The sequence below is a fragment of the Rickettsiella endosymbiont of Rhagonycha lignosa genome (assembly GCF_964031165.1).
Lineage (GTDB): Bacteria > Pseudomonadota > Gammaproteobacteria > Diplorickettsiales > Diplorickettsiaceae > Aquirickettsiella.
Window position 1 is genome coordinate 863,990 of the sequence record NZ_OZ035011.1, and the last position, 26,112, is coordinate 890,101.

Sequence of the window (26,112 nt, forward strand, 5' to 3'; positions counted from 1 at the left end):
AGAAAATCATTATCAAAAAGAAGAATGTAAATTGCTAATTTACGCTTCAACAAACTTAACCGACACTATTTAAAGCGTGTCGAATTAACGATTCTAAGGATAAAGTCGTGTCTTTAATCTGCAATACCGCCCGATTTGCTTCTTGAGCCTTGTAGCCTAAGGCAACTAACGCAGAAATTGCGTCCTGCTGGACATGTTGTAATGATCGAATAATATTTTTATCGAGCTCTATAGATTGGTTATGGGATAAACTTTTTAAACGATCACGCATTTCGATGATTAAGCGTTCAGCAGTTTTTTTTCCGATACCCGGAACTGCCTGTAAAGCACTCACATTTTGTTGTTCGACACAACGAATAAATTCTGAAGTTTCTATTTTTGATAAAATTCCTAGCGCAACTTTGGGTCCTACGCCATTTACTTTTAATAATTGTGTAAATAATGCTCGCTCATCGGCTGTGCTAAATCCATACAAAAAATGGCCGTCTTCACGCACAATAAACTGTGTATATAAAAAAACTTTTTCTCCACATTCCGGCAATTGATAAAAAGTGTGCATAGAAGCTTGCACTTCATAGGTAAACGCATCGGCCACTTCAACTAATAAATACGGTGGCTGTTTTTCAATCAGTATGCCGCGCAATCGATTGATCATCGTCTTCTTCCTCGGCGAAATCCTTGTTTAAGTCCTCGCTCTCCCGTTTGCCGCACTTGCGCATGGCAAATCGCAATCGCCAACGCATCGGCAGCATCCGCTTGTGGTGAGCGATCCAGATTTAATAACAAGCGTACCATATGTTGTACCTGTTGTTTACTCGCGGCCCCATAACCCACCACCGATTGTTTGACTTGTCGCGCAGAATACTCACTGACCATTAATTTAGCCATTGCTGCTGCCGTTAACGCAGCGCCTCTGGCTTGACCTAATTTTAGTGCAGCATTCGGGTTAATATGCATAAATACTTGTTCTATGGCCACTTCATTCGGTTTATATTGAGCAACGATACTTTGCAAACCGGTATATATTTTTTCCAGTCGTTCAGAAAAAGCAATACTTGCGATTTTAATACAACCGCTATCGAGATAGTTTAATTGTGAACCTGCAATTTGAATGACGCCATAACCGGTAATACACGAACCCGGATCAATACCTAAAATAATGACGTTTTTAGCTACATTATGGCTTTGGTGATTCAGCATTAAGCTTGATTGGTATAGACATTTTGCACATCGTCTAAATCTTCTAGCATATCAATTAAGTGTTCCAGTTTTTCTTGATCCTCAGTATTCAGATCAACTTTCGTACTCGCCAACCAAGTCACTTCGCTATTCGCCAAATTTAATTTTTTTTCTTGAAAAAGTTTAGTTAAGACGGTTAATTGACTTTCTTCAACCCAAATATCAATACTATTATCAGGATAAGTGATAGCGTCTTCGGCGCCTGCCTCTAAAGCAATCTCCAAAATACGCTCTTCTTCGGAACCGGGTGGGAAAGTAATCACCCCTTTTTTACTAAATAAATAAGCAACCGATCCTGTCGTGCCTAAATTACCGCCAGATTTGCTAAATGCGTGGCGTACTTCAGCGACGGTGCGATTGCGATTATCGGTTAAGGTATCAACTAAAACAGCAACGCCTTTAGGTCCATAACCTTCATAACGAATTTCTTCCATTTGCGCACCATCTAAACCGCCAGCACCGCGCTTGGTGGCACGGTCAATGGTATCTCGGGTCATATTAGCGGATAAACCTTTATCAACCGCCAAACGCAAACGTGGATTACTATTTAAATCAGCGCCTCCCATTCTAGCAGCCACTGTGATTTCGCGGATTAGTTTGGTAAATAATTTACCGCGTTTAGCATCTTGTTTATTTTTTCGATGCTGGATATTTGCCCATTTACTATGTCCTGCCATAACAACTCTCTTCTAATTATACATCTACTTAAACTATACCCATGCGCTATTATAAATTACCTTCACAAAAAATTTGATTATATTGGATCGCCGTCACTAAGGAGGTCATTGGTAATAGCCAAATTAAACCGATTCCTAAGGTCATCAACGCTAAAAGTCCAAATACTAAACTGGTTACAATAATCAAACCAACATTTTTAAAAAAATGTTTATTTACTGACTGAAAGGCCAAACTTAAACTTTCTTTCCAGGTTAGTTTTTGATCTAAGATCAGCAACACAGTCATATAGACGAGGACCGAAAAGTAAAAATATAGAAAGAAACAGATAAAAAAAATAAGTAATAAAAAAACACTGCCGAAACCTGATCCTAGGAAAGCAATCTGTTGCTTAAATAATGTGCTATGTAAAAGAATATTCGTGCCAGAGATGATAAAGCTATTAAATAGATAGAGTAATAATGCAATAATTAACAATGGCCGCCAAGCATGACGAAATGAAAAAACCATATTTGCATGAATAGCTTGATTACGTAAATGTTGTAAAGCCATATAGGCTAACGAAGCGGTTAATAAAAAACGTAACACTTCAACGATAGCAACCACAATAAATTTAAGCCCTAGCTTTAAGTTATACAAAAAGCCTGCATTATGCGCACTTGCCAATGACAATATAAACACGTCATATAAAGCTAATACTAAGCCTAATACTAGACAAGCCGCCGCCATCACCAGTATGAAGTAAAGAAAACCTAGCCAAAAAGCGGCTTTCATTCCTTTTACCCGATACCAAGCCTCCAAAAAGATCGCTTTAATTGGAATACGGTAATCACCGCTCATCGCTTTGCTAAAATTTGCCGTAGTAGAATCTGACATAGACTTAATGATTATCCAAAAAAATATGCTGATACTCAAGAACAAACAACAATGCTATCATTGGCATTAACCAAGTAAACCCACGACAGCATGCAATAAAACTGCAATGACTTACCTAAAATAAGCCACAAAGACACCAAAGCCAAATTTTAATACACAATCGGCTTTGCGTGGATTCAATCGACACAAATGTGCTCATATTATTATTAATGGCTTTAAAAGCGCAAGCTAAACTCGCTTTAAGTGTCTAATTTTGCACTAAAACGAGTAAACTCGCCATAATAGCAACTCTTGTTAAATAGTTTGTAAAACCATATGTAAAAAAATATAGGTATCTGACAATACCCTATACAAGTCAATAGAAATTGAAAAACTTTAGGACAATGTTGGTAAATGAAAAAAACCATCATTAATTATTTGTAACTTGCAGGTTTTTTGTGACATTATAGAATTAATTTTTCGCCTGATAACTTTACAATAATAACTTTTTGGGTAGGATTACCTATGAAAAAATTGATTTGTCACGTTCAAATGTACTTGAAACTCTTCCAAACATACCAAATGCTCAAAAAGTAGTTTTTCCTACAAAACAGTCAACTAGCACCCAAATATTTCAAAAATTTTATTACATCAACAAAATTTACTCACCTTATTTGGAACTTCCACCCAAGCATATAAAAATACTTTCGCTAAATAGATTTCCAATACCCAAAGATTTACACATTATATTTAGTGAGTATGTGAAAAATATTGAATCTCCTGATGTAAACCGGAGAATTTTAGCTCAAAGCTCTTTACGCGGCAAAGATTCGGAATATTTTATGGGGCAGGGTTCTGTTTATTCAAAACAGATAATTATTAATAGAAAGGCAATGAAGCAATTATTAAATAATCATCATGGAGTTAGTATTGTTATAGCTACTGAAAGAGGTGGCGCATCCGTTCTTGACTTACTTAAAAATCTGCGTTTTCAGTCAAGCTTATCAAAAAAGGACTCTGGGAAAATCTCATCAATAAAAATTTCTAAAGTTTCTCAAAAATCGATTGATGAACATGAAATGAAAGAAGCAGTGTATGAAATTAAGAAAAATCCATGGAGTAGCCTATTTACGAACGAAGGCGCTACTATAACAACAAAGCCGTTAATGCCAGAATATAGCAGAAAAGAACATATTCAGCGCTTAGAAGAAGCTATTATATTGGCAATAAAAAATGGGCATAAAACAATAGGCCTTGTCGATACCATGGTTTCAGGAATGTCCGCTCGTATCTTGATCAAGATCGCACGAAAAATCGGGTCATTATACCGCAATGTAAAATTTAATATTTTAATACATCAACACACTTTGGAAATAGATGAACCTTATGCTCACCCGAATGCTTATAGTCTCTACTCTAGCAAAAAAACTATTAAATTATCTGCAAATAATGATTTCCTTATAGAAAAAATTATTCCACAAAAAGCAATTATTGTTAATGAAAAAGAAAAAAGTAAAACAATATGTTTTGGAAAAATAACCTTTGCTAATGGCAATGAAAAAAATGAACATAACTATAATTCTATTATAGGAGAAGATGTCGGTTTTCAGCTAAGCTACGAAGGGCCTAATACGAGTAAGCCGTTTTTTGTTTTTGATCATAATCTGAATGTGGTTGTTTTAAAACCCTCTGGGGGGGGCAACAGCCCGAGAAGCTGTGCAAATGCTAGTAACTGGAGAACTTGATCACGGATTAAACGAATGTGGAATTTTGCTTGAAGATAATTCAAACTTAATTCAGTTAAAGGGTGAATCTTCTAAGAACTTTAAAAAAGTATCGCTTGAGAAGAATACATGCAATACACAAATGTGGAAAAGACCAGCGCAGACGCAGAGTGAACCTAGTGAAATAAAAATGAGCAAAAAGCAAAAAAAATCATTGAAAAAAGCTTATCCCAAGCAAGGACAAGAGCAAGAACTCAATTCTTATACCCAACAGGTGCATTCAATAAATAAACGCAACATTTTTTAGTGGCAATTTCAGCCAATAAGTGGCACACCCGCGTTGCTTTTACAACTGCGGATGGCAATTAGACATAATAGCGCCCTAGCGTTTTTATTTTTTACGAATCTGTAGTGATAACTCTTTCAATTGTTGATCAGAAACGGGACTTGGAGCGTGCGTTAGCGGACAACTCGCTGTCTGGGTTTTTGGAAAAGCGATGACATCCCGTATGGATTTTGCTCCGGTCATCAACATCATCAAGCGATCCAAACCAAATGCCAAGCCACCATGCGGTGGACAACCAAATTTAAGTGCTTCGAGTAAAAAACCAAATTTTTCTTTTTGTTCAGTTTCATTAATATTTAATAAATCAAACACCGCCGACTGCAAATGCGTATCATGAATACGTATTGAACCGCCTCCAATTTCACAGCCATTTAATACCATATCGTAAGCTCTTGATAAGCATGATCCAGGATTGGCTTGTAATTCAGCAGCATCATTGACTTTAGGTGCTGTAAAAGGGTGATGCAAGGCTTGCCAACGTTTTTCTTGCGCATCATATTCAAATAAGGGAAAGTCCACTATCCATAAAGGTGACCATTCATCCTTAACACACTTAAGGTCGTGACCCAATTTGACACGTAAAGCACCCAAGGATTCACTGACCATTTTTGCTGTGCCAGCACCAAAGAAAATAATATCGCCACTTTCTGCCCTGACACGTTGTAAAATGGCTTCGACTGTCGCCTCTGGAATAAATTTCAAGATCGGCGACTGCAGACCTTCCAGTCCCAATGCGCGATCGATCACTTTTATATAAGCCAAACCTTTAGCGCCAAAGATAGCAACGTATTGTGTATACTCTTCAATGGCTTTACGACTTAAATCCCCGCCTTTAGGAATACGCAATGCGGTTACTCGTCCTTGTGTATCATTCGCCGGCCCCGAAAAAACTTTAAATTCGATGTCTTTAACCAAATCAGCAATGTCAACTAATTCAAACGGAATACGTAAATCAGGTTTATCACTACCATAGCGTTGCATCGCTGTTGCATACGTCATGCGCCGAAAAGGATTGGGTAAATCCACATCCAATAATTCTTTGAATAAGTGACGAATCAATGCTTCATTGAGTGTTTGGATATCCTCTTCATTACAAAAAGACATTTCCATATCCAGCTGCGTAAATTCAGGTTGTCGATCGGCGCGTAGATCTTCGTCGCGAAAACAACGTACGATTTGGTAGTATCGATCAAATCCGGACATCATCAATAATTGCTTAAATAATTGTGGTGATTGCGGCAACGCATAAAATTCACCGGGATGAACGCGACTCGGTACCAAATAATCACGAGCCCCTTCAGGTGTCGCTTTCGTTAACATGGGTGTCTCTATATCGAAAAATCCTTTTTCATCAAAAAAACGCCGTATCAATTGCACGACGTGTGTCCGCAAGCGAAAACGTTCTTGGACTTCTGGTCGTCGTAAATCCAGATAGCGATAGCGTAAAGCAACTTCTTCACTCACCGGTGTATAGGCATCGATAGAAATCGGTAAGGGTGCTGAAGTATTTAAAATACTAAGTTGGGTCGCTTGTAATTCAACCGCTCCAGATTTTAAATGGGCATTCTCGGTGCCTTTCGGGCGCAAACAGACTTTTCCACTAATTTGCACCACATATTCATTACGTAATGTTTCTGCTTGCTTAAATAGATCCGCTTGTTCTGGATTAAAAACCACTTGCAAGAGTCCAGTGCGATCGCGACAATCGATGAAAATGATGCCGCCATGATCACGACGATGATGTACCCAGCCACAAACTTGCACGGTTTCATTAACTAAGTTTTGGCTTATTTGCTGGCTATAATGTGTTCTTTGCATAATATACTCTTCGCACTTAAATTTTTGTCTGTGTTGCTGCTCAATTCGCAATCCTCATGTATAGAAAATACACTCTGGTTGCTTCATTATCGCGGCGCCTTGCCAAAAACTCAATTGCTGTGAGGATATTTTTAAGTTAAGAGGATTTTTCACCCGATTTATCCGTTTTGTTAGTTTTTTCGACAGGTTTTTCGGCAACGGTGTCTTTGTTTTTCTTTTCAGTCGTGTTACTTTCTTTATTCGTTTCCGCAGGTTTACTCGCGTCCTCAGTTTTAGCTTTTTCTGAGTTTTCCACTTTTTTAGCCGGTGGATTTTTAAAGTCCGTGACATACCATCCACTGCCCTTTAAATGAAAAGCCGCTGCTGAAACCAATTTCTTCAGTGCAGGTTCTTTACAGACTGGACAATCGGTCAAAGGCTCTTCACTAAAGCTTTGTATCGTATCAAAAGTATGCCCGCAAGCCTTACACTGATATTCATAGATAGGCATAGTGTCCTCAATTATTTTTGCATTCATTCGGATATTGTGGTCAACCCGACAGCCAGTAAAAAATACTAGACTATTGTTTACGGTGTCGCGTCATTAATCGGCATTTTAATCCAGTGTTTACAGTTTGGCCAGCAGGATCACTTATCTTTTCTGGGTAGGTATCTAATTTGAACCCTTTTTTTAAAATTCTCAATTTTATTGAGATTCTTGTTGAGTAAGGCAGTATTATCGCTCAACTTTTCATGACAGATAAAATAGTTGTATTGGCGAAGCCTAGATTCTTTTAAATGCAATATGTCTATTGACATTGTGGGTCGTCACTTTTTTTAGCAATTGTTTTTTCTCAATTGCCATACGAGCTCCGGAAATTTTTATTTTAATTGTCCGTAATAAATTTAATAAACAATGCTAACCAAGTTATTCCTGCAAAGCTAGGGTTTATTAGCAAAAGAAAACATTCCTTCGTTTTCTTTTTTTAAAATTTTTAGGAGCAAATTTTAAGTATAATTTATTTCAACTTAACTTCAATAGAAGAATCATAGGACCTATCGTTGGACACTTGACTTGCAGTATTTGCAAAAAAAGCACTTTTGTTTGTTGCTTTTTGGCCATAATCATTACATTTCGATTCAAATTCAACACGTTTATCTTTACCTCTACTCTGCTCAGTTATTTCTTTAAATAACTCTATTAACATATCCGATAAAGTAAATGATGCACCTTTAACATCGTAGATTTCTTTTGCTTTTTCGTAATTCTTAAAAAGAACTCTAGCTTGTACGGAATAATCTGAAAACAACTTTTCGCAGGCTATTGTATAGCTATCATATAAATCGTTTACGGTAGTAGAAATAGACTCAGGTAGCGTATCCTTCGGATCAATTTGCCGTTGAGTTTGCTTTTCTACCAACCATTTTATAAGTTCCTCAAGGGATGGAAATTTTTCTTCCTCGGTTACATAACGAATAAAATAATTGTATGCCGATATTTGCCCAGAAAGTGGGCCGAACTTCTCCTCAGCAGCATCTAGCCATTTGTTTTTAGAAACCGGATCAATACTGTAGGGGCGGAGAGTCAATGGACAAATTTCCGTTTTATGTTCTGTTGTATTTTCCTTATTATTATAATTTTTTTTGGAAGCAGGGATTGCTAGCTCCAGAAAATTATTGGGTATGTCTATAGCTTCTACCTTTTTAGAAGGATCTACTAGTTTTGTCAATGCCAATATTTCCCCCACTGATAAGGTATATAAAAGGTCATCCCCTTCCCTAGTAGACTGATCTTTAGCTAAAGAAAGCTCAATAGGCTTTCCTATGTTTTCGGGTGAAATTCTTATTGAATTTGGATCATGTTTAGGAGCTCCATCCAACATAATGAGCGTATTATCAGACAGTCTTAAGGAGTTCTGATATAAAGAACGAACCCAGTTATTAAATTTCTTAGGATCTTGTTTTGCTTGCTTCAACATCGAAGCGTACGTTTGGTAAAGGGCTAATTGATGCAACGTCGATCCGTCATAAGGGTAATCCAATTCATCTAAAAGATTGAGATGATGTTTTGTGCCTATCGTTCTTAAACGATTTGGCCTATTGTCAAGTTTAGGGCTCACAACGCAATACCACACAGCCATCGCTACCGGCACTTTAAGTAATGGACCGTTGCTGCTTAAACCAGATAATGTCATATAGGTACTATTATTTTTTAACTCACTCATTAAATTATTTTTAAAACTTTCTATAAAATGACCAAAATTATTTTCTGTATTTAAATGCTCAGAATTTTTTGCTATAAAATAAACAACGGCTAACCATAGTTCAGGTACACCGCATAATTTTTCCCCAAAAAACAAATCGGCTAATGCATAATGAGTCGCTCGCCGATGCGATGGTTCATTTGAAGTAGATATAAAAGAGGATATAGACTCTCGTGTGATCAGAGATGTTAACGGCTTGTTATTTTTGCAAAGTTCTACCGTCGTATTAAGTCCAACAACCTGATCCAAACGTTTTTTAATTTTAGCGACTAATTCAGAATTTTCTAAAATAGCCAAAGGGTTGCTGATTAAGTAATCTTGATATTGTTTAGAAATATCTTGGAAAACCGGTGGATATTTTTTGACTGTACTACTCGATTGCTCACCACTCTTTTGGTAAGAATTTTTGATATATAATACCGGAAGATCCTCTTCGAATGTGATGGGACATTCGAATCTCACTTCTAAGCTGGATATCTCTTCGACTTCTTCAACCGCTACTTTTTTTACTTCTGGAGCTCGAGTCAACCTATTTGCACTGAGCTGATCAAAGGAATAATCATTTTTCTTATCAAGCAGTGTAAATATTTTTTGGAAATATGCTTCTATTTGTTTTTCAGTTTCGTCAGTTGAATTTTCCAAAAAATTTTTAAGTCCGTTCATAGCAGACTTTTCATCTTTATTTTGCAATGCCAGCATTATACTATCTTGGTTATTCTTAAGCTCGCCAGATTGCTTATTTTCCACCACAACTTGTAGCAAATTTTTTTGTAACTCCACTAACTTATTTCGAAAAATCATATCTTGGTTATTTCGACCTAAATTTTGCAATGTTAATTCATTTAAGAAACTAGACGCTTGTTTAAGAAAAAACTCAGGTTTGCCCCAATATTTTTCTATTTGAGACAAGGCGGGTTTTAAAATTTGACGTGTTATCTCTTCATTAATCTTGATTTCACAATCCATCCCTCCATCCGGTATCCGTTCTGCGCGCATGAACGGCGCTGAGACTGACAGGTTCATATTGTCTTTAGGACCAATAAAAAAAACCTTGAGTTGTTTAATTTTAATAATTTTTTTTTCTAAAAGTCGATCACAACGCCCCACTTCTTTTTCTCCTACCTGACCATCGGTAAAGATACTTAAAATAATTCCCTCTTTATCTGGTACTAAATGTTGAATAAAAGTGTCTGGTTTAGTGCCTCCATAGCCCTTGCCTTGCTTAGCCTTGATTAGGGCCTGTGCTTGACTCACCACTTCAGGATTCTCTCTATCATCCCAAAAAATAAATTGTGTATCCTCAGGATTTATATTAGATATGTAATCCTCAATACTTTGCCAATATTTTTTATTTCCGTCATTCCATGAAATATTGGTAGAACCGGAATAATCAATTGCAATGACATTTTTTTTTGGCATAAAATTCTCATTTTTAATAAAAAAATCTTTTAATTTCAAAGTAGATAGTAATCCACATTTATTTAAATATCTTAGCATTGGCTAGCTCAAAAGTAATATATGCTTTTAAGTAATAAAAAATCATTACAAATAATACTTAAATAGGATATGCACTCTACAGGTAACTTATCGAGTCAACTCAAGCTTTTGAGATTTATAAAAAATTAGTGTATGGTTTTGTAGTAGGTCTATTCTATGTAAGCTTTAAACTAATAACATGATCTTTTTTAGGTTATTGTTATGCGCAGCAGTCATCTCTATTTACCCACGCTCGAAGAAGCACCGGCCGATGCCGAAATCAATTTCTTTAGCGCGGGTTCTTTACACGACAATCGGTCAAAGGTTCTTCGCTGAAACTCTGTACCGTATCAAAAGTATGCCCGCAGGCCTTACATTGATATTCAGAAATTGGTGCATAGGTACCTCAATTATTTTTTCAGCCGTGGTTGGTATTATAAAGACAGCAGATAAATACGGTTATCCCTTACACGCTGTCAGGATATCTAAGACGCATTTTAATCTAGTGTGTAGACTTTGGCCAGAGTGTAAGCTTGAGAAAAGCATCCGTGCTTTTCTTTGCTTATTTTTAAGGACTTGTAGAGAAAGCGTTTAAACCCTTTGATAAATCTTCTACTGAAGTATTTACGAGCCTAGAAGGATGAAAGAAATTAAAATGATATGGCTGCGATGGATTCGCAATATACACACCTTCACTAACAAGCGGTCCATTCATAAAAAAATCAGCTAATTTTTCGAGTAATGTATTAATCGCTTTACATAGATTATTAATAAATTGCTGATTAGAATAAGGTAACTGCATTAATTGGAGTGGTAATTTTTCTAGATGTCCTTGGAGTTCGCGAAAAATTTCTTTTTCAGCTGGAGTATAGAATTCTTTATCATTGATTAGCTGATTAAGTTCCGATTTAGTATTATTTATACTTGCAATTAATATTTGAGTTTCAACAGATAGATCATCAAAAATCTTATCAAGAGATTGATTTATATTGTCTATATCAGTAATTATTTTTTCTAAGAATTCTTTTTTATTCCGGTCCTCAAAGCTCTCATACAATGGATTTTCTACATCAACATTATCCTCAAACATAGCGACCTACCTTTTTTCTACCTAATAAGTTAAAATTTATCTTTAAAATGACTGAACTTCTCATGCACTTTATGAGTATAACAAAAAATGAAAATAAACGCTTGAAACAAATCCATTGAATGTAATTACTCGTTGGAAAAATTCACTTTATCAAGATAAAAATAACTCTGATTTTGCAGTCATACTATTCTCGTGTAAGCTTTAGCAAAAGTATGCTCATTTTTAATAAAGGCTAGATATTATGCGCAGCAGTCATCTTTATTTACCCACGCTCAAAGAAGCACCGGCCGATGCCGAAGTCAAAAGCCATCAACTGATGCTACGCGCGGGTATGATCCGTAAATTAGCTTCTGGAATTTATACCTGGCTGCCATTGGGTTTACGCGTATTACGCAAAGTCGAAAGCATCGTGCGCGAAGAAATGAATCGCATCCATGGTCAAGAGGTACTGATGCCCAATCTGCAACCGGCTGAGCTTTGGCAAGAATCGGAACGCTGGGATGCGTATGGACCGGAATTACTGCGTATTACTGACAGACATCAACGTTGGTTTTGTTTTGGCCCTACACATGAAGAAGTCATTACCAGTTTAGTACGTAACGAAGTACGTAGTTATAAACAACTCCCGCTCATTTTTTATCAAATACAAACTAAGTTTCGTGATGAAATTCGTCCACGTTTTGGAGTCATGCGCGCGCGTGAATTTATTATGAAGGACGCTTATTCGTTTCATCGCGATAAAGCTTCATTGGCTGAAACCTATCAGGTCATGCATGATAGTTATTGTCGAATTTTCACACGCTTAGGATTAAAGTTTCGTGCCGTCTTAGCCGATACCGGTAACATCGGCGGCAGTCAATCCCAAGAATTTCAAGTATTAGCGCAAACCGGCGAAGATCAAATTTTTTATAGCGATAGCAGTGATTATGCCGCAAATGCTGAACTTGCAGAAAGTTTAGTTACCGATCAACGCCCTGCTCCTAGCGCTGCACTCGAGAAAGTAAAAACTCCCGGTACAAAAACCATTGCCAAAGTGTGTGAGTTTTTAAAAATAGATCCGCAACATTGCGTCAAGTTATTAATGGTAAAAGGAAAGAAAGATCCTTTAATTGGTCTTATACTCCGCGGTGATCACGAATTAAATCCCACTAAGCTGGCGAAAATACTAGAGATCGCACATCCAATCACATTTGCTGAAGAAACAGACATCTTAACTTTAACTGGAGCCCCTGTTGGTTATTTAGGTCCAGTCGGTCTATCGATACCGTTAATTGTCGATCGATCCGCTGCTGTACTTGCCAATTTTGTCTGTGGCGCTAATGAAGAAGGTTTTCATTACACTAACGTTAATTGGGAACGTGATTGTCCACTTCCCTCAATAGCAGATTTACGCCAAGTACAAGTCGGTGATCCGAGTCCGGATGGAAAAGGACATTTAAAAATGGAACGTGGTATCGAAGTCGGCCATATTTTCCAGTTAGGTAATAAATACTCTCGCGCCATGGATGCTAACTTTACCACCGAAGATGGTAACCAACTCCCCATGGAAATGGGCTGCTATGGCATTGGTGTATCACGTATCGTCGGTGCCGCTATCGAACAAAACCATGATGAACAAGGTATCATTTGGCCCGACGCCATGGCTCCGTTTCAAGTGGTGATAGTACCAATTGCTTATCACCGATCTGGATTGGTAAAACAAGCTGCCGATGCCCTTTATCTACAGCTGAGCGAAGCAGGCATGGATGTTCTATTAGATGATCGCGCAGAGCGTCCCGGTTTGCTGTTTGCTGATAATGACCTGATTGGCATCCCGCATCGTTTGGTCATCAGTGAAAAAACTTTACAAGATAAAGTCGTTTCCTACAAAGCTCGAACTGAAAAAAATGAACAAATGCTAACCATTCACAGCATCTTAAATTTTTTGCAAAAAAAGTTAACTTTATAAAAACTCTTCAATAATATTAATCAGTAAAAACTACTCACATTTTTTTATTTAATTAAAGCGGGGAAAAGTAAGTGAACTATTGGCTAATGAAATCTGAACCCACATGTTTTAGCATACAGGATCTAGCCAAGCGTCCTCAACAAACTGAACCCTGGGATGGTGTACGAAATTATCAAGCACGAAATTTTTTGCAAGCGATGAAAAAAGGCGATCAGGCTTTTTTTTATCATTCGAGTTGTCCTACGCCAGGTATTGTTGGCATGATAAAAATAGTGAATGCCGCTTATCCAGATAAAACGGCCTTGCAGATAGATGATCATCATTATGATCCTAAAAGTTCAGTCAGTAAGCCGCGTTGGGTTAGCGTTGATGTACAATTAATACGAATTTTTAAATCGATTATTTCTTTAGAAGATTTAAAAACCCAAACTGCGCTAAAAGGAATGCGTTTATTACAAAAAGGAAACCGATTATCGGTTATGCCGCTAACACCCTTCGAATGGCAACATATTATGGCTCGAGAACATAACCTATAAATTTAAGCATTCGAGCTCTATTTAAAATCATTGCTATTTAATATAATGATCTCTACTCCAAGTACAAGTTGAGTGACAACACAACCAAAAATTCAAGTGCGAAAAATAGTTACTCATAGCAATAGGATTTTTAGCAAGGCGTCGTGATAATGAGCAATCGGAATGTATGAGTGATACATGAGGATTGCGATCTGCGCGATACACAGACAATGTCAAGTGCGAAGAGTAAAATATAAAAATAATAATTAACTTAGGGAAAAGTAAATATGTCTATTACTAATTGGCCTGCAAAGGAACGTCCACGTGAAAAATTAATCTCTCAGGGTGCCGCTTTTTTATCTGACGCTGAACTATTAGCATTATTCGTTCGTACCGGTGTCCGCGGAAAAACTGCCATAGACATTAGTCGCGATCTCCTGTTGCAATTTGGGGGCTTACGTTACATTGTTGCGGCCAGTTTGGAACAATTCTCAAAGACACTCGGTTTAGGTCTGGCAAAATACGTCCAAATTCAAGCTGCTAAAGAATTAGCAACTCGCTGTTTGCAAGAAAATCTCGAACAGCGTACTACCTTTGAAAATCCACACGATGTCTATCACTATTTAACGCACAAGCTGAGAGCTTACCCTTATGAAGTCTTTAGCTGTTTATTTTTGGATAATGCTCATCGCTTTATTCATTTTAAAGAACTTTTTCATGGTAGTATTAACGAAGCGGCCGTATACCCTCGCGAACTTGTCAGGCAGGTATATCAACATAATGCCGCAGCGGTCATTTTGGCACACAATCACCCATCTGGTATTGCAAAACCCAGTGAAGCAGATAAAAGGATTACACAAGAAATTAAATCTATTTTAGCGGCGATTGATGTACGCCTTTTAGACCATATCATTATCGGAGAAGGCTCCATAACCTCTTTTGCCACACAAGGTTTGTTGTAAATCTTTTGACAGTTTGCTGCATTTTTGGTATAAAAGCGGGCATTCTATTAAGATAATCTGCATTGGGGACTATTATATGGCTAGGGTCTGTCAGGTAACGGGTAAAAAACCCATGGTGGGACACAATGTATCTCACTCTAACCGAAAAACTAAACGTCGTTTTCAGATTAACCTACACGTTCGTCGCCTTTGGGTGGCTACAGAAAAACGCTTTGTTAAATTAAGAATAACGGCAGATGGTCTGCGTACTATTCAGAAGCAAGGCATTGATAAAGTACTGGCTACGCTACGTCAGCGTGGCGAAAAAGTTTAAACGGGAAAAAAGCACATCATGCGTGATAAAATTAAATTAAAGTCTACGGCCAGCGCTTATTACTATACAACCAGTAAAAATAAGAAAGCCACACCGAATAAATTAAAATTTAAAAAATACGATCCCATCACCCGCAAACATGAAATGTTTGAAGAAGATAAGATTAAATAGTTATCTCCATCCATTTAAGCCTACGAAAATGAATCCGTTTATTTAGCAGGCTTATTTTATATCTCATTTCCTGAAAATTAACGCTCATTCATGCTTAGTTTCCGGACGCATCAATGGAAACAAAATAACGTCTCGAATCGAAGCTGAATCGGTAAATAACATCGCTAATCGATCAATACCTATTCCCTCTCCGGCGGTGGGTGGTAGACCATATTCCAATGCTTGAATATAGTCTTCATCATAAGCCATTGCTTCTAGATCACCCGCAGATTTGGCTAAACTTTGCTGTTTGAACCGCGCTGCTTGATCTTCTGGATCATTTAACTCAGAAAATCCATTTGCCAATTCTCGACCACCGATATAGAGTTCAAAACGATCCGCTAATTGTGGATTTTCATTATTACGTCTAGCCAAAGGCGAAACATCAATAGGATACTCAGTAATAAACGTAGGTTGCTTTAATTTTTGCTCCACTGTTTCTTCAAACACAGCAAACTGCAATTGTCCGATAGAATCACTTACTGGAATCTTCAAATCAGAGGCAATTTTTTGCAAGGATGCTAATACAGTAATATCTTGCAGGTGCCACTGCGGATTATATTCAAGTATGGCTTTAATTACGCTTAAACGTTTAAACGGCTTGGACAAATCATAGGTTTCACCCTGATAAGTCAATTGTTCGGTATCCAAAATAGTTTGTGCTAACTCGCGAATTAATTGTTCAGTTAAATCCATTAAATCATGATAATCAGCATAAGCTTGGTAAAATTCCAGCATTGTAAACTCAGGATTATGTCGAGTCGAAAGACCCTCGTTACGAAAATTACGGTTTATCTCAAAAACTTTTTCCATTCCACCCACAACTAAGCGTTTTAAATGTAATTCTGGCGCTACACGCAGAAATAATTCCATATCTAAAGCGTTGTGATGGGTGATAAACGGTCTTGCCACTGCACCACCAGGTAAAACATGCATCATCGGCGTTTCTACTTCAACAAAACCCCGCTGGTTTAAAAACTGACGAATCCCGCTGATCAGTTGAGAACGAATTTGAAAGGTTTTTCGCGTTTTTTCGTTGGTAATCAAATCTAAATAACGTTGTCGATAACGTTGTTCCTTATCCGATTCTGAAAGCCCATGAAATTTATCCGGTAAAGGACGTAAAGATTTACTTAATAAATAAATTTTTTCAGTCTTAATGGAAAGTTGCTTGGTTTTAGTACGAAATAATACGCCGATAATGCCAACAATATCTCCCAAATCCAAACGTTTAACTGCTTCAAATTCTTCTAATCCAATAGCGTCTTGTTTGACATAGACTTGTATTTTGCCAGACATATCTTGAATATCGAGAAATAAACTTTTACCCATATCGCGCTTTAACATAATCCGACCTGCAAGACGCACGGTCTGATTTTTTTGCTGTAATAGTTCAGTATCAGCTTGTTCATATTGGCTATATAAATCAGCAGCTAAACTATCCCGACGAAAATGATTCGGGTAAGCCTCTTTGCTGCTGCGTAATTCGTTTAATTTTGCCAAACGTTGCGAAAATAAATCTTCAGCATTATTCGTTATCGTTACTTTTTCATGGCTCATGATGTTGTTTCCAAACTTACAGATTTTTAAGCATCCTAGTTTAGCAGATGATGGTAAGGAAAAAGCAATCCTTTACAAGCCTGCTTTTAAACTCGCCAATAAAAAAAGATTTATTCCTCCATCAAGTACCACTTGAACATTGTGTGTTTCGACACCCGTGCGTAAATCTTTAATGCGCGCATCATCTAAAACATAAGAACGTATCTGGCTGCCCCAACCGATATCTCGTTTCAAAGACTCTTGACTTTGTTTTTCTTCAGCGCGCTTGCGCATTTCCAACTCGTATAATTTAGCACGTAATTGTTTCATCGCTTGATCGCGATTTTTATGTTGCGAACGATCACTTTGTGATTGCACCACCACACCACTAGGGATATGCGTGATACGCACTGCCGAATCAGTACGATTAACATGTTGTCCGCCTGCACCACTAGCTCGATAGGTATCAACACGTAAATCGGCTGGATTAATCTGTATATCAATAGATTCATCTACTTCTGGCGATATAAACACAGCTGCAAAGGAAGTATGTCGGCGTTTATTGGAGTCGAAAGGTGATAAACGCACTAAGCGATGTACACCCGTTTCGGTACGTAACCAACCATAAGCATATTCACCTTCGAATTTAATCGTAGCACTTTTTATTCCAGCTACGTCGCCGGCAGAGACTTCTATTAAATCAACTTTAAAATGATTTTGCTCTCCCCAACGCAGGTACATACGTAATAACATTTCTGCCCAATCCTGTGCTTCAGTGCCACCAGAACCGGATTGTATTTCCAAATACGCAGAATTTTTATCTAATTCGCGCGGAAACATCCGCCTGAATTCGAGTTGTTCTAAACGCGTTTCCAGTAATTGCAATTCTTGAGGTAAGGTCGCTAAAAGATCGTGAGCATTTTCAGTTAAAGCTAACTCATAGAGATCGTTAATATCACTTAATCCTTTTTCTAATTGCTGAAAGGTATCAACTATCTGCTGCAATTGCGCACGTTCTTTGCCTAATTGTTGAGCTTTTTCAGGATGATTCCAAATGTTTGGATCCTGTAATTCATGATCTAACTCTTGGAGTTGTTCAAGTTTGGTGGGATAGTCAAAGATACCTCCGTAATTCCATACTACGGTTTTCAAGTTCTTTGACTTTTTGAATAATAGGTGCGGTTTCAAACATAAAAAAAGAGGTGAACTAAATAAAAATTATTTTGTTGGCAACTTAATTTAATCTTTTTTGTGTCGAAAACCCAGCTAAACTAATCGCAAATTTCCGTAAGGCATACACGCCGGTTGCCTCCGCTTGCTTGCACCAATCCTGTAAAGCTTCTAATAGCTCGCGTTGCGTCGCTGTCGTACGACCCCAAATCGCCTGGAGTTTAAGACGGTATTGGTATACTAAGGCTAACATATGATGATTATCCATTACTTCAGCAATCTGCTGTTTACCTTCTTCGTTTAACAAAGACTCGGTACGAATTAATGCAACCTTAGCGCGCTTTAATAACGCTTTACTGCTCGTATTCGCTTTTAATTTTTCTTCCTGTAACACGGGTAATAACACTTCGCGACTATAACGCGCCAATACTTGAAAACGATTGGTAATCAATGCCGCTAAGGTATCCGAATCAATCGATGATTTACCGGGAATATTCTCAAGTTTTGGTGATATCCGTTTAACCTTAGATAAACCTAAAAATTGTAATAAGCGAATATAAACCCAACCCAAATCAAACTCCCACCATTTGACCGAAAATTTAGCGGAGGTTGGAAAGGTATGATGATTATTATGTAATTCTTCACCCCCAATAAAGGCGCCTAATGGAATGATGTTGCGCGCCGCATCAGGGCATTCAAAGTTTCGGTAACCCCAATAGTGGCCAATACCATTCACGACACCCGCTGCAAAGAAAGGTATCCAAGCCATCTGTAAGGCCCAAATGCTAATCCCAGGAATACCAAATAAAACCAGATCAATAACAAACATTAGCGCAATACCTGCCGCACTATGTTTAGTATAAACATGTTGCTCTAACCAGTCATCGGGTGTCCCTTGACCATAACGGTCCATCGTATCCTGATTTTTCGCTTCGGCGCGATACAGTTCAGCGCCTTCAAAAAATACTTTTTTAATACCTCGGGTTTGCGGACTATGTGGATCTTCTTCCGTTTCACACTTAGCATGATGCTTACGGTGGATAGAGACCCACTTTTTGGTTTCCATCCCCGTGGTTAACCAAATCCAAAAACGGAAAAAATGACAGATGGCTGGATGCAATTCCAGCGCACGATGCGCCTGAGATCGATGTAAATACACCGTGACGCCGACAATAGTGATATGCGTCAAAATCAATAAAGCAACAACATAACCCCAGAATGATAAATTCAATACGCCGTATAGTATTTCCACAGTAACCTCTTGTATTTTAATGCTATTACTCTTCGCATTTAAATTTTTTGTCTGTGTTGCCGTTCAATTCGCAATCCTCATATATCTTGAATACATTCTGGTTGCTCACTTCACGATCCACTCTCAAAAAAATCCAATTGCTGTGAGTTTAATCAAAAAATTTCTTTATAAAATTTTATTCCTATCCTTCTTTGTATTCTATTAACTTAACCACTTTTTTCACACCTGAAGAGTCTCTCGCTATTGATACCGCTAAATCTGCTTGCTTAGCTGTTGCTATACCCAATATATACACCACTCCATCTTCAGTGACTATCTTAAAATTATTCGATTTAAGTTCTCTATTAGCAAACATCTTGGTCTTTACGGTGGAAGTGATACCCACATCCTGAGCACGTCGATACACCGTCGTAGGAATGCCTAACACAATTTCATTAAATACCCGTCGCACTTGCGGGATGCTTTTGGCATAGTGTTCTGCCCTAGCCTTTAATTCCTCATCATAGGCCTGACCAGTTAACAATATCACCTGATTGTAACTCACCGCAGCAATATGTGTTTCTGCATTGAGTACCGGATCATTCGCTAATTTTCTGTTGATCCTAAAGTTAATTTCCTCATCGGATTTAATCGTATTAATAGGACGTGGATCCGTCACTAAACCACCCGTCGTTGCGCTACCAGCCACAAAAGCACCCGCCAGACAACCTTGTAACCCCAATGATAGGATTAAAATAACAAAGATTTTTCTCATTTCGTTTCCTAGCCTCAATAAACAGGATGGTTAATAGTAAAAAAAACCGCCTTGGCCAGCCATATTAATTGACTGGGAAATAAACCTAGAACGAGAAGTAGTATAGCATTAATACTCAATGCAAGGTAGGCATCCGGCGCTACCATTAAAGGCGATATAGTGGGTTCAGGTTCCTCAAAATACATCACTTTTATCACATTAATGTAATAATACGCCCCAATAATAGCAAAAATAATCGCTAATGTGGCTATCCACAGCAGATGTACTGAAATTAGGGCTTCCAAGATACCTAATTTAGCAAAAAAGCCTATTGTAGGTGGAATTCCTGCCATAGAAAACATCGCCAGCAGCATCATCAATGCTAACCAAGGGTTTCGTGCATTCAATCCCTTTAAATCGCTAATATGTTCAACCTGACCTGATTTACTCATAACCACTAATAAACCAAATGCAGCCAAGGCCATCAGGCCATATGCCAACATATAGAAGAGGCTCATCGCATAACCCATCGCCGTACCCGCGACTAAGCCAAGCAAGCCATAGCCCATATGGGCTATGGCCGAATAAGCTAACATACGTTTTAAATTGCTTTGCGCGATAGCCACCAAATTACCCAAACTAAAGGATAAAATGGCGATAACGGCTAATAAGGGCTGCCAATAGCTAAGTAAGCTAGGCATTGTGTCGACTAACAATCGGATTGCCAGCGCTAAACCGGCTATTTTAGGAGCTGCACTAATAAACAACGTAACGGGTGTAGGCGCACCTTGATAGACATCTGGAACCCAAAGTTGGAAAGGTGCGGCCCCGATTTTAAATGCAATCCCGGCCAATATAAAAATAAGTCCTGTGCTGAGCAGTAGGTTAGATTGCCCTCCTGCGAGTAAAGCCTGATGTATCGTAGGCAAAATTAAAGAATGCGTAGCGCCATAAAATAACGAAAGACCATACAAGAATAAACCGGAAGCCAATGCACCTAAAATAAAATACTTCATCGCGGCTTCGGCGCCCTGGCTGGATTGACGTTGTAAAGCCACCATCGCATACAGTGGAAAGGATAATAGTTCCAAGCCCAGATAAAGGCTTAATAAACTATTCGCCGACGTCAACACCAACATACCTAATATAGAAAATAGACCTAATAAATAATATTCACCCGAATGGATATGCAGTCTTTTAATCGCATCACGCGCATAGATAAAAGCAAATACACTGAATACTAAAATGCATAACTTAATAAAATAGGCCACTAAATCCCAAGTAAAATGTTGATGAAACAATAATTGCGCCGGTATGCGGTGCAAATGTATAACTAAGGCCAGTGTAATAACTAGACTCATTTGCGTTGCTATATAGGTAAGCAAACTGGATTTCTGTTGAACAAATAAATCAATTAGCAGAATTACACAGGTCATCAGCAGTAAAGCGATTTCAGGAAGTGCAGGAAATTGAAGTAGTTGTGGTAATGTCATCATAATTTAGTTTGCAAACTCCAATGTAAAACCGAGTCTATCGAAGCATGCATGATCGTCAATAAAGGAGCTGGATAAATACCAATTAAAATAATGGCAAATGTTAATAAAACAAACACCAATTTTTCAAAACCATGTATATCACTACTTTTAGAAATCAAAGGATTAGTAATTTCACCAAAAAATACGCGCTTGTACATATAAAGCGTATAAGCGGCACTCAATATCATTGTGGTAGCCGCAATCGTGGTAATCCAAAAACTGGCTTGCATCGCACTCAGGATGATCATAAATTCACCGACAAAACCCGATGTACCTGGTAAACCGACGTTCGACATGGCAAATAACATGAAAAAAGACGCCAATAAAGGCATGCTGGTGGCAAGGCCACCATAATCTTTGATTTGGCGACTGCGAAATCGATAGGCCAACATCCCCACGGCTAGAAACATCGCTCCAGAGCTAAAAGCATGGGAAATCATCTGTACCATCGCCCCTTCTAAACTCATATAGGCCATTAACACATTATGACTATGTTTCATGATGGCAAATAACATAAAGCAACCCAGTACTACAAAGCCCATATGCGCGATTGAAGAATAAGCAATCAAACGTTTCATATCCACCTGTGCCAATGCCACCAAACCAATATAAACGATAGCGATCAAAGCCAGCGCTATCATAAAACCATCTAATAAACGGCTCGCATCTGGAACTATCGGCAATGTGAAACGCAGAAAACCATAACCGCCAAGTTTCAACATTAATGCGGCCAATACCACAGAACCGCCGGCGGGTGCTTCGGTATGCGCATCAGGTAACCACGTATGTAAAGGCCACATCGGAATCTTTACCGCAAACGCAATTAAAAAAGCGACAAAGATCCATATTTGCACAGGCATGCTGAGGGGTATTGGATAAAAATGCGCAATCAAAAAGTCATGCTTTGGGCTATGCACGCCGAGATACAGTAAAGCAATCAACATGAGTGCTGAACCGAAAAAGGTATATAAGAAAAATTTTATCGACGCATACGAACGATTATCACTGCCCCATACACCAATACTCAAATACATAGGAATCAATATCGCTTCCCAAAATACATAAAATAAGATCGAATCGGTTGCAGCAAACGTCCCTACCATCATGCCTTGCATGAGTAAAAAGGCTGCCATATATTGCGCAACGCGCAGATTAACACTCCGCCAAGCCGCCAAAATAACCAGCAAAGTAGTAAACACCGTTAATATAATAAGTGGTAAGGAAATACCATCGACACCTAAGCTGTAATTAATATTGTAGACAGTAATCCAAGGGATATTTTCTTGAAATTGCATACTACTTAAAGCAGGATTGAAATCCAAATACAACGGTATGCACAACAGCAAAGTAATCAGTGAAGTTATTAACGCAATAATGCGCGCACGTTGCGGATAACGATCACCATTAAATGCAATCGCCAAGACACCGCCAAGCACTGGCAACCAAATAAGTAAACTTAATAAATATTTATGTATGAATAAAGTTAAAAACATTCTTATACTACTACTAAGTTATAAGGAATATGCTCACAGCAATTAGATTTTTGGCAAGGCGTCGCGAAAATAAGCAACCGGAGTATATAAATTATACATGAGGATTGCGAATTGAGCGGCAACACCGCCAAAAATTCAAGTGCGAAGAGTATAAGCTAATAAAAAAATAATGATTCCTAATACCATAATGAATGCATACTGGTAAATATACCCAGATTGTAAACGACGCAATATATTGGAAAGCCAGCTGATACGTCTTCCTGAGCCATCAATCAATTTCTCGTCGAGTACCTTCGCATCCACATTAAAAAATAATTTCGCCAAACGTCGACCACCATTCGCAAATACCGCCTGATTAAATGCGTCAAAGCCATATTTGTTCACTAAAATTTGGTACAGCCACGAAAAATGTTTTTGCGCCCAAGCTGGAATAGCAGGAAATTGTAGATAACAAAACCATGCCAATACGATACCAATACCAGAAAAAATAGTCGCTGTACTTAACAAATGCTCAGTTGCCATCAGTTTATGGTTGGGTAGCACACTAAGACTACTCGCGAGTAAACCAGGAACATTTAAAAAAGACGGTACTAATAGAATTCCTGCGATAGCAGACGGGATAGCTAACACAATTAAACTCAATTTAACGATCGTCGTAGTTTTTTGATAATGTTTAACGGGCCTGCGTGCTTGGGTATGAAACACTAAGAAAAAAGCACGGAAAATATAAAAAGCCGTCACCATTGCACCAATTAACACACAATAATACGCATAAGAGGCTGCGGGTAAAGTGGATGCATGCACGGCATCAATAATGGCATCTTTTGAATAAAAACCTGAAAAAGGCGGTAAAGCAGCCAAGGCTAATGCACCGACTAAAAAACAAGCATACGTTATCGGCATGACTTTTGCTAAGCCACCCATTTTACGAATATCTTGCTCATGATGCATAGTTAAGATGACTGAACCTGCGGCTAAAAATAATAAAGCTTTGAAAAAAGCATGTGTCACTAAATGAAAAATACCTGCTGCATACGCTGAAGCGCCTAAGCCGACCATCATATAACCCAGTTGCGAAAGCGTAGAATAAGCGATGATGCGCTTAATATCATTCTGAACAATCGCAACAAAGCCCATAAATAAAGCAGTAGTCGCACCTAAAATTAAAATAAGATTTAACACACTCGGTGCGTATTCATATAAAGGCGAAAGCCGTGCCACTAAATAAACACCCGCTGTGACCATGGTTGCGGCATGAATTAACGCTGAAATAGGTGTGGGACCTTCCATCGATTCTGGTAACCAAACATGTAAAGGTACCTGTGCAGATTTTCCCATCGCGCCAATAAATAATAAGAAACAAATAACTGCGATCAAGGAATACGAAGTGTGTGGAAAAATACTGATAGTGGCGTTTTTAAGTGCAGGTGCGGCATGGAAAACTTGGTAATAATCTAAACTACCAAAATAATTAAATAATAAGGCAATACCTAAAAAGAAACCGAAGTCACCGACGCGATTAACCAGAAATGCTTTTAAACTTCCCACACTCGCCGCTTCGCGTTTAAACCAAAAACCAATCAACAAATACGAAACTAATCCTACTGCTTCCCAGCCAAAAAATAATTGCAGAAAATTATTTGCACTCACTAACATGAGCATTGCAAAGGTAAATGCTGACATATAGCTAAAAAAACGCTTATAACCTGGATCGCCTGCCATGTAAGTGACACTATAAATATGCACGATCAAGGAAATAAACGTTACGATGAGAAACATCACCACCGTTAATGGATCAATTAAAAAACCGATATTAAAGCGAAACTTTCCCGTTAAGTCCCATAAATAAAGATTTCCGTCATAAGCGCCACCGTGTTGAAAAAAGAGTTGATAGGCAAAATACAGCGATAAAATCAAAGAGATGGCTACACTTAAAATGGTCACCGTATGCGCTAAGCGATTACTGATACGTCGACCCCCTAAGCCAGCAATTAATGCACCTGCTAAAGGGAATAAGACTAATGCAAGGTTGATTAACTGATAATGACTCATTACCAACTACCCCTTTAAACGATTTAAAGCATCGACTTGTATGCTATGTCGGGTGCGGAATAATACAATCAATATTGCTAAACCAATCGCCGCTTCCACGGCCGCTACTGCCAACACAAAAAAGACAAACACTTGACCGGATAAATCAGCAAAAAAATGTGAAAACGCAATAAAATTCATATTCACGGCTAATAATAGTAGCTCGACACACATCAGTAAAATAATAATATTTTTCCGATTGATCATCACCCCGAGTAAACCCAAACTAAATACCGTGGAGGCGAGTATTAAGTAATAATTTAATGGAATCATTTTTTTCTCTCGGCTGGCATTTTTATAATTCGTAATCGATCCGAAGATTTAACCTTTAATTGCAATTCAGGTGCGATTGCTTTATTCAAACGTTTTTCTCGGAAACTTAATGCAATCGTGGCAATAATTCCCACCAGTAATAAAACTCCGGTAATTTCAAACGGATAAGCATATTGCGTATAGAGTACATCACCTAAGGCCTGTGCATTACTTGCTTGTGCAGACAATGCTACGCGTCCTGTTGAGCCGGAAAGTGGGTAGACCGCATAAATAAGTAATCCTAATAAAATCAGTACACTGACTACAGCAGGAAACAAATAACGCACGAATCCGTATTGTTTTTCAGCGTTATCAATATTCAAGGTCATAATGACAAATAAAAATAGCGTCATGACCGCACCGACATACACTAAAATCAAGATTAAACCTAAAAATTCTGCTTCTAATAATATCCATAAAGCGGCAGCAGAAAAAAAAGCCAATACCAAGAATAACGCGCAGCGCACTGGATTACGCGAAATGATCGTCATTAATGCAGCAGCAATAAGCAATGTAGCAAAACCAAAAAAAGCAAATTGTTGTAGAAGCATTATTACCCTATAATTTTTACAT

25 protein-coding genes are annotated in these 26,112 nt (G+C 38.1%); 7 read left to right on the plus strand and 18 right to left on the minus strand.

Annotation, left to right across the window (positions count from 1 at the left end; all coding sequences use genetic code 11):
• Nucleotides 1-55 precede the first annotated feature (55 nt).
• Genes ruvA through AAHI99_RS03915 form a run of 4 tightly spaced genes read right to left on the minus strand, consistent with a single transcriptional unit; the run spans nt 56 to nt 2,790 of the window.
• A complete protein-coding gene (gene ruvA / locus AAHI99_RS03900; protein ID WP_342227002.1) occupies nt 56-655 on the minus strand; it encodes a Holliday junction branch migration protein RuvA in 600 nt (199 codons plus the stop codon).
• Nucleotides 652-1,200: a crossover junction endodeoxyribonuclease RuvC gene (gene ruvC, locus AAHI99_RS03905; RefSeq protein ID WP_342227003.1), complete on the minus strand. Its 549-nt coding sequence runs from the start codon at nt 1,198-1,200 to the stop codon at nt 652-654. The genes ruvA and ruvC overlap by 4 nt, the downstream gene beginning before the upstream one ends.
• A complete protein-coding gene (locus AAHI99_RS03910) occupies nt 1,200-1,916 on the minus strand; it encodes a YebC/PmpR family DNA-binding transcriptional regulator (RefSeq protein ID WP_342227004.1) in 717 nt (238 codons plus the stop codon). The genes ruvC and AAHI99_RS03910 overlap by 1 nt, the downstream gene beginning before the upstream one ends.
• A gap of 49 nt (nt 1,917-1,965) precedes the next feature.
• Nucleotides 1,966-2,790 (minus strand): hypothetical protein, encoded by an 825-nt coding sequence (locus AAHI99_RS03915; protein ID WP_342227005.1) that lies wholly within the window; start codon nt 2,788-2,790, stop codon nt 1,966-1,968.
• A gap of 518 nt (nt 2,791-3,308) precedes the next feature.
• Between AAHI99_RS03915 and AAHI99_RS03920 the strand changes: the two genes are divergently transcribed.
• Both AAHI99_RS03920 and AAHI99_RS03925 read left to right on the plus strand, forming a co-directional pair.
• Nucleotides 3,309-4,514 carry a hypothetical protein gene (locus AAHI99_RS03920; protein WP_342227006.1) on the plus strand — a complete coding sequence of 402 codons (1,206 nt, stop codon included), beginning with the start codon at nt 3,309-3,311 and terminating at the stop codon, nt 4,512-4,514.
• A complete protein-coding gene (locus tag AAHI99_RS03925) occupies nt 4,492-4,800 on the plus strand; it encodes a hypothetical protein (RefSeq protein ID WP_342227007.1) in 309 nt (102 codons plus the stop codon). Before AAHI99_RS03920 ends, AAHI99_RS03925 begins: the two co-directional genes overlap by 23 nt.
• 84 nt (nt 4,801-4,884) lie before the next feature.
• On the opposite strand, the gene aspS is transcribed toward AAHI99_RS03925, so the two are convergent.
• The 5 genes from aspS to AAHI99_RS03945 all read right to left on the minus strand — a co-directional run bounded on the left by aspS (nt 4,885) and on the right by AAHI99_RS03945 (nt 11,466).
• The gene (gene aspS / locus AAHI99_RS03930) at nt 4,885-6,657 is read right to left on the minus strand and encodes an aspartate--tRNA ligase (protein ID WP_342227008.1); all 1,773 of its coding nucleotides are present in this window, start codon (nt 6,655-6,657) and stop codon (nt 4,885-4,887) included.
• 136 nt (nt 6,658-6,793) lie between these two features.
• The gene (locus tag AAHI99_RS03935) at nt 6,794-7,147 is read right to left on the minus strand and encodes a zinc ribbon domain-containing protein (protein ID WP_342227009.1); all 354 of its coding nucleotides are present in this window, start codon (nt 7,145-7,147) and stop codon (nt 6,794-6,796) included.
• Between the two features lie 508 nt (nt 7,148-7,655).
• On the minus strand, nt 7,656-10,319 hold the full coding sequence (locus AAHI99_RS03940) for a hypothetical protein (RefSeq protein ID WP_342227010.1): 2,664 nt from the start codon (nt 10,317-10,319) through the stop codon (nt 7,656-7,658).
• Nucleotides 10,320-10,665: 346 nt separating this feature from the next.
• Nucleotides 10,666-10,767 carry an FmdB family zinc ribbon protein gene (locus AAHI99_RS07605; protein WP_425288733.1) on the minus strand — a complete coding sequence of 34 codons (102 nt, stop codon included), beginning with the start codon at nt 10,765-10,767 and terminating at the stop codon, nt 10,666-10,668.
• A 177-nt stretch (nt 10,768-10,944) separates the two neighbouring features.
• Complete coding sequence (locus AAHI99_RS03945; RefSeq protein ID WP_342227011.1) at nt 10,945-11,466, minus strand: hypothetical protein; 522 nt, start codon at nt 11,464-11,466, stop codon at nt 10,945-10,947.
• Nucleotides 11,467-11,707: 241 nt separating this feature from the next.
• Between AAHI99_RS03945 and AAHI99_RS03950 the strand changes: the two genes are divergently transcribed.
• The 5 genes from AAHI99_RS03950 to rpmG all read left to right on the plus strand — a co-directional run bounded on the left by AAHI99_RS03950 (nt 11,708) and on the right by rpmG (nt 15,375).
• Complete coding sequence (locus tag AAHI99_RS03950; RefSeq protein ID WP_342227012.1) at nt 11,708-13,414, plus strand: proline--tRNA ligase; 1,707 nt, start codon at nt 11,708-11,710, stop codon at nt 13,412-13,414.
• An 86-nt stretch (nt 13,415-13,500) separates the two neighbouring features.
• Nucleotides 13,501-13,950, plus strand: coding sequence for an EVE domain-containing protein (locus AAHI99_RS03955; protein WP_342227013.1), 450 nt, complete (start codon nt 13,501-13,503; stop codon nt 13,948-13,950).
• A 266-nt stretch (nt 13,951-14,216) separates the two neighbouring features.
• Entirely contained in the window at nt 14,217-14,891 is a 675-nt protein-coding gene (radC, locus tag AAHI99_RS03960; RefSeq protein WP_342227014.1) for a RadC family protein, read from the plus strand.
• A gap of 76 nt (nt 14,892-14,967) precedes the next feature.
• A complete protein-coding gene (gene rpmB / locus AAHI99_RS03965; RefSeq protein ID WP_339049489.1) occupies nt 14,968-15,204 on the plus strand; it encodes a 50S ribosomal protein L28 in 237 nt (78 codons plus the stop codon).
• An 18-nt stretch (nt 15,205-15,222) separates the two neighbouring features.
• Nucleotides 15,223-15,375 (plus strand): 50S ribosomal protein L33, encoded by a 153-nt coding sequence (gene rpmG, locus AAHI99_RS03970; RefSeq protein ID WP_339049490.1) that lies wholly within the window; start codon nt 15,223-15,225, stop codon nt 15,373-15,375.
• Nucleotides 15,376-15,459: 84 nt separating this feature from the next.
• Here rpmG and lysS read toward each other — a convergent pair whose 3' ends face one another.
• The 9 genes from lysS to AAHI99_RS04015 all read right to left on the minus strand — a co-directional run bounded on the left by lysS (nt 15,460) and on the right by AAHI99_RS04015 (nt 26,090).
• Nucleotides 15,460-16,974 carry a lysine--tRNA ligase gene (gene lysS, locus AAHI99_RS03975; RefSeq protein WP_342227015.1) on the minus strand — a complete coding sequence of 505 codons (1,515 nt, stop codon included), beginning with the start codon at nt 16,972-16,974 and terminating at the stop codon, nt 15,460-15,462.
• Nucleotides 16,975-17,046: 72 nt separating this feature from the next.
• Nucleotides 17,047-18,145, minus strand: a protein-coding gene (gene prfB / locus AAHI99_RS03980; RefSeq protein WP_342227016.1) for a peptide chain release factor 2 whose coding sequence is annotated in 2 segments (ribosomal slippage) — nt 17,047-18,069 and nt 18,071-18,145 — 1,098 coding nt in all. Because the reading frame shifts where the segments join, the coding sequence is not laid out codon by codon here.
• A gap of 42 nt (nt 18,146-18,187) precedes the next feature.
• The gene (locus AAHI99_RS03985) at nt 18,188-19,369 is read right to left on the minus strand and encodes a DesA family fatty acid desaturase (RefSeq protein WP_342228352.1); all 1,182 of its coding nucleotides are present in this window, start codon (nt 19,367-19,369) and stop codon (nt 18,188-18,190) included.
• A 187-nt stretch (nt 19,370-19,556) separates the two neighbouring features.
• Nucleotides 19,557-20,129: a BON domain-containing protein gene (locus AAHI99_RS03990; RefSeq protein WP_342227017.1), complete on the minus strand. Its 573-nt coding sequence runs from the start codon at nt 20,127-20,129 to the stop codon at nt 19,557-19,559.
• A 14-nt stretch (nt 20,130-20,143) separates the two neighbouring features.
• Nucleotides 20,144-21,604 (minus strand): NADH-quinone oxidoreductase subunit NuoN, encoded by a 1,461-nt coding sequence (gene nuoN / locus AAHI99_RS03995; RefSeq protein WP_342227018.1) that lies wholly within the window; start codon nt 21,602-21,604, stop codon nt 20,144-20,146.
• Entirely contained in the window at nt 21,601-23,136 is a 1,536-nt protein-coding gene (locus AAHI99_RS04000) for an NADH-quinone oxidoreductase subunit M (RefSeq protein ID WP_342227019.1), read from the minus strand. The genes nuoN and AAHI99_RS04000 overlap by 4 nt, the downstream gene beginning before the upstream one ends.
• Before the next feature lie 135 nt (nt 23,137-23,271).
• On the minus strand, nt 23,272-25,188 hold the full coding sequence (gene nuoL, locus AAHI99_RS04005) for an NADH-quinone oxidoreductase subunit L (RefSeq protein ID WP_342227020.1): 1,917 nt from the start codon (nt 25,186-25,188) through the stop codon (nt 23,272-23,274).
• Between the two features lie 6 nt (nt 25,189-25,194).
• Nucleotides 25,195-25,500 (minus strand): NADH-quinone oxidoreductase subunit NuoK, encoded by a 306-nt coding sequence (nuoK, locus tag AAHI99_RS04010; RefSeq protein WP_342227021.1) that lies wholly within the window; start codon nt 25,498-25,500, stop codon nt 25,195-25,197.
• A complete protein-coding gene (locus tag AAHI99_RS04015) occupies nt 25,497-26,090 on the minus strand; it encodes an NADH-quinone oxidoreductase subunit J (protein WP_342227022.1) in 594 nt (197 codons plus the stop codon). Before AAHI99_RS04015 ends, nuoK begins: the two co-directional genes overlap by 4 nt.
• Nucleotides 26,091-26,112: the final 22 nt, after the last annotated feature.